The 6,844-nt window shown below is 60.4% G+C and carries 10 protein-coding genes and 1 pseudogene; 5 read left to right on the plus strand and 6 right to left on the minus strand.

The genetic code is table 11. The annotated features are described in order from the left end of the window. From hppD to EOA22_RS20385, 3 genes are all read left to right on the plus strand, one after another. Positions 1-811, plus strand: an 811-nt coding sequence (gene hppD, locus EOA22_RS20375; protein ID WP_127390175.1) for a 4-hydroxyphenylpyruvate dioxygenase, incomplete at its 5' end; no start/stop codon positions are given. A 62-nt stretch (positions 812-873) separates the two neighbouring features. Then, positions 874-1,101 carry a type II toxin-antitoxin system prevent-host-death family antitoxin gene (locus tag EOA22_RS20380; RefSeq protein WP_013532313.1) on the plus strand — a complete coding sequence of 76 codons (228 nt, stop codon included), beginning with the start codon at positions 874-876 and terminating at the stop codon, positions 1,099-1,101. A gap of 93 nt (positions 1,102-1,194) precedes the next feature. Beyond that, a complete protein-coding gene (locus EOA22_RS20385) occupies positions 1,195-1,464 on the plus strand; it encodes a type II toxin-antitoxin system VapC family toxin (protein WP_244514291.1) in 270 nt (89 codons plus the stop codon). A 27-nt stretch (positions 1,465-1,491) separates the two neighbouring features. Here the strand turns inward: EOA22_RS20385 and EOA22_RS38970 are convergent. From EOA22_RS38970 to hmgA, 5 genes and pseudogenes are all read right to left on the minus strand, one after another. Then, positions 1,492-1,587, minus strand: a pseudogene (locus EOA22_RS38970) (damage-inducible protein DinB); the annotation flags it as partial. A 4-nt stretch (positions 1,588-1,591) separates the two neighbouring features. Continuing rightward, positions 1,592-1,879, minus strand: a complete 288-nt coding sequence (locus tag EOA22_RS20395) for a hypothetical protein (protein ID WP_063167738.1) — start codon at positions 1,877-1,879, stop codon at positions 1,592-1,594. A 4-nt stretch (positions 1,880-1,883) separates the two neighbouring features. Next, the gene (locus tag EOA22_RS20400; protein ID WP_063167737.1) at positions 1,884-2,897 is read right to left on the minus strand and encodes a fumarylacetoacetate hydrolase family protein; all 1,014 of its coding nucleotides are present in this window, start codon (positions 2,895-2,897) and stop codon (positions 1,884-1,886) included. Then, complete coding sequence (locus EOA22_RS20405; RefSeq protein WP_032899759.1) at positions 2,894-3,781, minus strand: MBL fold metallo-hydrolase; 888 nt, start codon at positions 3,779-3,781, stop codon at positions 2,894-2,896. The genes EOA22_RS20400 and EOA22_RS20405 overlap by 4 nt, the downstream gene beginning before the upstream one ends. Positions 3,782-3,792: 11 nt before the next feature. Then, positions 3,793-5,106 carry a homogentisate 1,2-dioxygenase gene (hmgA, locus tag EOA22_RS20410; protein WP_024505602.1) on the minus strand — a complete coding sequence of 438 codons (1,314 nt, stop codon included), beginning with the start codon at positions 5,104-5,106 and terminating at the stop codon, positions 3,793-3,795. 87 nt (positions 5,107-5,193) lie between these two features. On the opposite strand from hmgA, the gene EOA22_RS20415 reads away from it, so the two are divergent. Both EOA22_RS20415 and EOA22_RS20420 read left to right on the plus strand, forming a co-directional pair. Continuing rightward, a complete protein-coding gene (locus EOA22_RS20415; RefSeq protein ID WP_024505603.1) occupies positions 5,194-5,667 on the plus strand; it encodes a MarR family transcriptional regulator in 474 nt (157 codons plus the stop codon). 145 nt (positions 5,668-5,812) lie between these two features. Next, positions 5,813-6,319: a DUF2380 domain-containing protein gene (locus EOA22_RS20420; RefSeq protein WP_063167736.1), complete on the plus strand. Its 507-nt coding sequence runs from the start codon at positions 5,813-5,815 to the stop codon at positions 6,317-6,319. Between the two features lie 8 nt (positions 6,320-6,327). Here EOA22_RS20420 and EOA22_RS20425 read toward each other — a convergent pair. Further along, on the minus strand, positions 6,328-6,844 hold a 517-nt coding region (locus EOA22_RS20425; protein ID WP_164755672.1), incomplete at its 5' end, for a zinc-binding dehydrogenase.

The following is a 6,844-nucleotide window of genomic DNA, read 5'->3' on the forward strand; positions in this document are numbered from 1 at the left end:
CTGCCACCATGCGGTCGCCAAGGGTGCCACACCTTACGAAGGCGCCGACAAGGCGCTGGACGTGCCGGCGATCGTGGGCATTGGCGGCTCGCTGCTCTATTTCATCGAGACCTACGGCAAGAAGGGTTCGGCCTATGATGCCGAGTTCGAGTGGCTGGGTGCGCGCGACCCGCGGCCGGAAGGCGTCGGCTTCTACTATCTCGATCACCTGACCCACAATGTCTATCGCGGCCAGATGGACAAATGGTGGGATTTCTACCGCAACCTGTTCGGCTTCAAGCAGATCCATTTCTTCGACATCGACGGCAAGATCACCGGCTTGGTCAGCCGCGCCATCACCTCGCCCTGCGGCAAGATCCGCATTCCGCTCAACGAGTCCAAGGACGAGACCAGCCAGATCGCCGAGTACCTGAAGAAGTACAATGGCGAAGGCATCCAGCACATCGCCGTCGGCACCGACGAAATCTACGAGGCCACCGACAGACTGGCCGAGAACGGGCTGAAGTTCATGCCCGGCCCGCCTGAAACCTACTACGACATGTCGTATGACCGCGTGAACGGCCATGACGAACCGATCGAGCGGATGAAGAAGCACGGCATCCTGATCGATGGCGAAGGCGTCGTCGACGGCGGCACGACCAAGATCCTGCTGCAGATATTCTCGAAAACCGTGATCGGGCCGATCTTCTTCGAGTTCATCCAGAGGAAGGGCGACGAAGGTTTTGGCGAAGGCAATTTCCGCGCGCTGTTCGAATCGATCGAGCAGGACCAGATCAAGCGTGGCGTGATCAAGGTTCAGGCGGCGGAATAGCCATCGAACTCACTTGCGGCCCGGCCAATTATGACCTAAATTCTGGTCATAAGAGGTCGTCTATGAATATCCCCATGGCAAAAGCGAAGGCTCAGCTTTCCGAATTGGTGAAACGTGCCCAGGCTGGCGAAGAGATCCATCTGACCAGACATGGAGAGGTTGTCGCAACCTTGAGCGCTCCCGTTCGGGCTGGTGGGAGCAAAGGCTTGCTTGGCGCCCTGAAAGGCCAGATTTGGATATCGGATGATTTTGATGAACTCGGTCCCGAATGGGACGAGTATATTAAATGAGCCGCAGATATCTGGTCGATACCCATATTCTGCTTTGGGTACTCAACGCCGATTCACGTCTTTCGGCGCGATATCTTTCTCACAGGCAAGGATGTGATCGTCAGCGCCGTCTCGGTGGCCGAGATCGCCATCAAGAAATCGCTCGGCAAAGTGACGCTCACAGGCGACATCGTGGACCTCCTGCGATCGAACGGGATTCCGATTCTCGGCGTAAACGAACTACACGCGGCGAGACTTGAACATCTGCCGCTTCACCACCGCGATCCCTTCGACCGCCTGCTTATTGCGCAGACCCAAATTGAAGGCCTGACGTTGATCTCCGCGGATCGGCAATTTTCAGCCTATGACGTCGTATTGGCCTGATCGCCCAAGCCCAGCCGCTTGACCTCTTTCGCCGGGCTGAAGAGACAATACCGCGCGGTAGAGTCGGTCGTTCGACCAGAGATTGTTGCCGGCCATGCTGCGCGGGTAGTCGGGCAGGCTCATCACGTCATCCGGTTGACCGCGACAGATACAAGCCCGCCCACATAACGACAAATCCAGCAAGAACGATCAGCAGCAACCAGTTCATACGCCGACGCATGCTCTGCGTTTCCGCGTCCCGCGCGACGTCCATGTTGGTGATGGTGTGGAACATCATCGCCTTGCGCGGAAAGCCGCTGCGGTTGGTCAGGTCAGGCGAGCGCGCCTCTATGCGATAGCTCAGCCGGATCGCCTGGATGAAGACCGCCAGTATGGCGAGTGCCCAGACACCGGCCAGCAGATAGACCCCCGTCATGCCCTTACCTCTCGTATTTCTCGACCTTCTGTTCGATGGCACCGAAGATCGAATGCCCAGCCTTGTCCTTCATCTCGATGCGCACCGTGTCGCCGAAGCGCAGGAATGGCGTTTTGGGTTCGCCTGACACAATGGTCTCGATCATGCGCAGTTCGGCGATGCAGGAATAGCCGGCGCCGCCGGCCGAGACAGGCTTGCCCGGCCCGCCGTCGAGCTTGTTGGAGACGGTGCCGGAACCGATGATCGTGCCGGCGGCCAATGGCCGTGTCCTTGCTGCATGAACGATCAGCGCCGGAAAGTCGAAGGTCATGTCGATACCGGCATTGGCGCGGCCGAACGGCTTGCCGTTGAGATCGGCAAGCAGCGGCAGGCTGACCTTGCCGCCGTCCCAGGCATCACCCAGTTCGTCCGGCGTCACAGCGACCGGCGAAAACGCCGAGGACGGCTTTGATTGGAAAAAACCGAAACCTTTGGCCAGTTCCGGTCCGGTGAGCGCGCGCAACGTAACGTCGTTGACCAGCATGACCAGTCGGATCGCTGCCTTTGCTTCTTCGAGGCTTGCACCCATCGGCACGTCGTCGACGATGACAGCGACCTCGCCCTCCATGTCGATGCCGAAGGCTTCGTCAGCCGTGCGGATCGGATCACGTGGCGGAATGAAAGAATCCGAGCCGCCCTGGTAGATCAGCGGGTCGGTCCAGAAGCTCGCCGGCATCTCGGCGCCGCGCGCTTTGCGCACCAGCTCGACATGGTTCACGTAAGCCGAGCCATCGGCCCATTGATAGGCACGCGGCAGCGGCGAATGGGCGTCATGTTCGTGGAAGCGCTCCGCCGGCATCGCATTGTTCTCAAGCGATTCCGCTATTGTCGCGAGATGCGGGGCGATGCGCCGCCAGTCGTCGAGCGCCGCCTGCAGCGTGCGAACCAGGAACGAGGCGTCGGTGAAGCGTGTCAGGTCGCGCGAGACGACGACGAGTTTCCCGTCGCGCGTCCCGTCCTTCAATGTGGCAAGCTTCATGCGGTTTCCTCTCCTGCTGCAGCTTTGGCGCTGCTTAAGCCCACAACAAGACCGTCGCGGGCGATCGTCAAGTCGCCGTTCCAAGTTTTCCTGACGGCGGCAGTCCAGTCGGCCTCGCCTATCAAAGAATCGTCGGCCGGAATGAGGTGGTTGAGCACCAATCTCTTCACGCCGGCATCGCTTGCGATGCTGCCGGCCTCTTCGGCAAAGCTGTGGCTGGCGAGCAGATGCTCTCTGAGCCGCGCACCATTGCCGGTCCTGGCCACCAGTCGCTCGATGCCTTCTTCCAGCATGGCTTCGTGGACGAGGATGTCGGCGCCTCGGGCAAAATCGGCGAGCGGCGGATAAAAGGCCGTGTCGCCGGAGAACACCACGCTTTTGGCGCCATGCTCGAAGCGAAGCGCAAAACAATCGGTCACCGGCGGATGCTCGACGCGCAGCGCCGAAACCGTCAAGCCGCCCTGCGCGACCACCTGGCCTTCGCCGAATTCGCTGATCGACACCAGATCGCGAATATCCGGCCGGCCTTCGTCAACGATGCGGATCTCGATGTCGAACTCCATCGCCTGGCAAAAGCGCCGCCAGTAATGACCGGTGCCGGGCGGACCGAACACGCCGACGGGCGTCGCGAGGCCCGCCGTCCAGGCGGTGTGGATCAGCGGCCCCAGTTCAAGCACATGGTCGGAGTGCAGATGCGTGATGAAGATCAGGTCGAGCGACTTCAGGCTGATGCCGGCATCGACCAGACCACGCGTCACGCCAAGGCCGCAGTCGACGACGATGCTGCGGCCGCCGATCTGCAGCAGCGACGAACTCGGCCATGGACCACCCGGCCGCAATGCCGGGCCACCCTTCGAGCCCAAAAGCACCAGCCGATCCGGCATTGGCTCGGTGATCAAGACCAGTCGCCCTCGGGCGTGCCGTTGAAACGCTTCTTCAGGTCGGCCCAGCAGTCGATGTAGTTGTCCTGCCGGGTTTCGAGCTCGGCGCCGTAGCGGGTCAGCATCTGCGGAAATCGGGTCTCGAACATGAAGGCCATGGTGTTGTCGAGCTTGACCGGTTTCAGCTCCGCGCGCGAGGCCTTTTCAAAGCCAGGCGCATCCGGCCCATGGGCCAGCATCAGATTGTGCAGGCTGATGCCGCCAGGCACGAAACCTTCTTCCTTGGCGTCGTACTGGCCGTGGATCAGGCCCATGAACTCGCTCATGATGTTGCGGTGGTACCAGGGCGGCCGGAAGGTATCTTCGGCCACCAGCCAGCGCGGCGGGAAGATGACGAAGTCGATGTTGGCCGTGCCCTCCTCGCCGCTTGGTGCCGTTAACACGGTGAAGATCGACGGATCGGGATGGTCGAACAAAAGCGCTCCGACCGGTGAAAAGGTCGCCAGATCATATTTGTAGGGCGCATAGTTGCCGTGCCAGGCAACGACATCGAGCGGCGAATGGCCGATCTCGGTGACATGGAAATTGCCGCACCATTTCACGATCAGCCGGCACGGCGTTTCCTTCTCCTCGAACCAGGCGCAAGGCGTCTTGAAATCGCGTGGGTTGGCCAGGCAATTGGCGCCGATCGGGCCGCGATCGGGCAGCGTCAACTTGGCGCCGTAGTTCTCGCAGACGTAGCCGCGCACTTCGGCGTCGACCAGCTCGACCTTGAAGACCAGACCGCGTGGCAGCACGGCGATCTCGCCGGGCCGCAGCTCAATGACGCCCATCTCGGTGACGAAGCGCAATGCGCCGACTTGCGGCACGACCAGCAACTCGCCGTCGGCATTGAAAAAATGATCGTCCGCCATCGAGGTGTTGGCGACATAGACATGCGCCGCCATGCCGGTCTGCCCGAGCACGTCGCCAGCGGTTGTGATGCTGCGCATACCGGCGATGAAATCGGTCGGCTCCTTCGGCATCGGCACCGGGTTCCAGCGATACTGGCCGAGCGCCAGTTCATGATCGCCGACATTGGGCGCACTCTTCCACAAGGGATAGCTCGCCGCCTTGAAGCGGCCGGTGTGCTTGACGCTCGGCCGGATGCGGTAGAGCCAGGACCGCTCATTGGTGCCGCGCGGCGCGGTGAAGGGCGAGCCTGAAAGCTGCTCGGCATAGAGGCCGTAGGCCGGCCGCTGCGGCGAATTCCGTCCCTGCGGCAACGAGCCGGGCAGCGTCTCGGTCTCAAAATCGTTGCCGAAGCCCGGCATATAGGAAAAGGCCATTGCTTCCTCCCGGAATGGATCTCAATTGACCAAACTGGTTTCATTTGTAACCATCGAAAATGTAACCATCAATGGCGGCTTTGAAAAATGGCGATCAGGAGCGAAGCGTCCGACGCGGCTGAAATTCTCAATCTGGAAAACTTCCTGCCCTACCGGCTCTACCGGCTTGCCGACGCCGTCAGCCGCGAATTTTCGAGGATATACAAGGACAGCCATGGCCTGACGCGGCCGGAATGGCGCACCCTTTCGGGGCTGGGGCAGCATGGAACGATGACTGCGACCGAACTCGGCGAGCAATCGGCTATGCACAAGACCAAGGTTTCACGCGCCGTGGCTGAACTCGAGCGGCGGCGCTGGTTGATGCGGACACCTGATGAGAAAGATCGCCGTATCGAACATCTGACGCTGACCGGAACGGGGCTTGCCGCCTATCGCGAGATGGTGCCGCTGGCGAAGGCGTTCGAACGGGATTTGCTGGCAAGGCTCAGCGCTGAAGAGCGCACGGCGATCACCAGCGGACTGGCTGCATTGGAGACCAGTCTGGTCCCGAGCAAGAGTTAGTCCAAGATCAAGCCAATCACTCTGAACGACGGAGTTCGAGCGAGACTGCGTGGAAACTCCCGAAGCATAGCATTGCTTTCGATTTAATCGTTATTTGCGTTGTCAGGCCGCGTATAATGCCCATCATACCGACAGGAGGACTACGATGAGCATTCGCACATTAAGTGTCCTGGTGACGCTGCTTGTAGGCACCTGCACATTTGCGCAGGCGCAGCAGACAAAGCCGATGTCGATCGAAGTGTTCCCTTTCGAATTGGAGGACAAGAGCGCCGGGGCGGGAATAATTCCCCCGGATGAATATGACAGGCGCTATCTGTCGGAATCAGCACAAGTTGCTAAGGACATGCTCTCCCAGTCTGGGCGTTTTACAGTAATTGATGTGCCGGCGAGGGATACACAGGCCACGGCGCCGCACGGATTGCGCAACTGCGCTGGTTGTGAAGGCCCGATTGCCAAGGAGCACGGCGCGTCGCTTGCCTTGCTTGGCGTCGTAACGCGCGTCAACCGAACAGAACATACTATGTTCATTCGCATCCTTGACGCCGAAACCGGGAAACATGTTTCGGAGGGGTTTACCGATCTTCGCATGGGTGCGAACTACGCGTGGCCCCGCTCCGTGAAATGGCTGATGAAAAACAGAATTCTGCGTTAGGGCGGCATCTACCAATCCATCACCACCTTGCCGGAACTGCCGCTGCGCATTGCATCGAAGCCGGCTTGGAAATCGTCGATGCCGATGCGGTGCGTGATAAGCCCGGAAACATCCAGCGGCCCCTGCACCAGCGCGATCATCTTGTACCAGGTCTCGAACATCTCGCGGCCATAGATGCCCTTGAGATGCAGCATCTTGAAGATGACCTTGTTCCAGTCGATCTCGAATCCGGTCGGGGCGATGCCCAGAATGGCGATCTTGCCGCCGTTGTTCATGGTGTCGATCATGTCGCGGAAGGCGGGGGCTGCGCCCGACATTTCGAGGCCGACATCAAAACCCTCGGTCATGCCGAGTGCCGGCATGACATCGCGCAGCTTTTCCTTGGACGCGTCGACGACATGCTGGACGCCGAGCTTTTTCGCCAGCGCCAGCCGCACCGGATTGATGTCGGTGATGACCACTTTTCGCGCGCCGACGCATTGGGCGACGAGCGCGCCCATGATGCCGATCGGCCCGGCGCCGGTG

Source organism: Mesorhizobium sp. M7A.F.Ca.US.014.04.1.1 (assembly GCF_003998745.1).
Lineage (GTDB): Bacteria > Pseudomonadota > Alphaproteobacteria > Rhizobiales > Rhizobiaceae > Mesorhizobium > Mesorhizobium ciceri.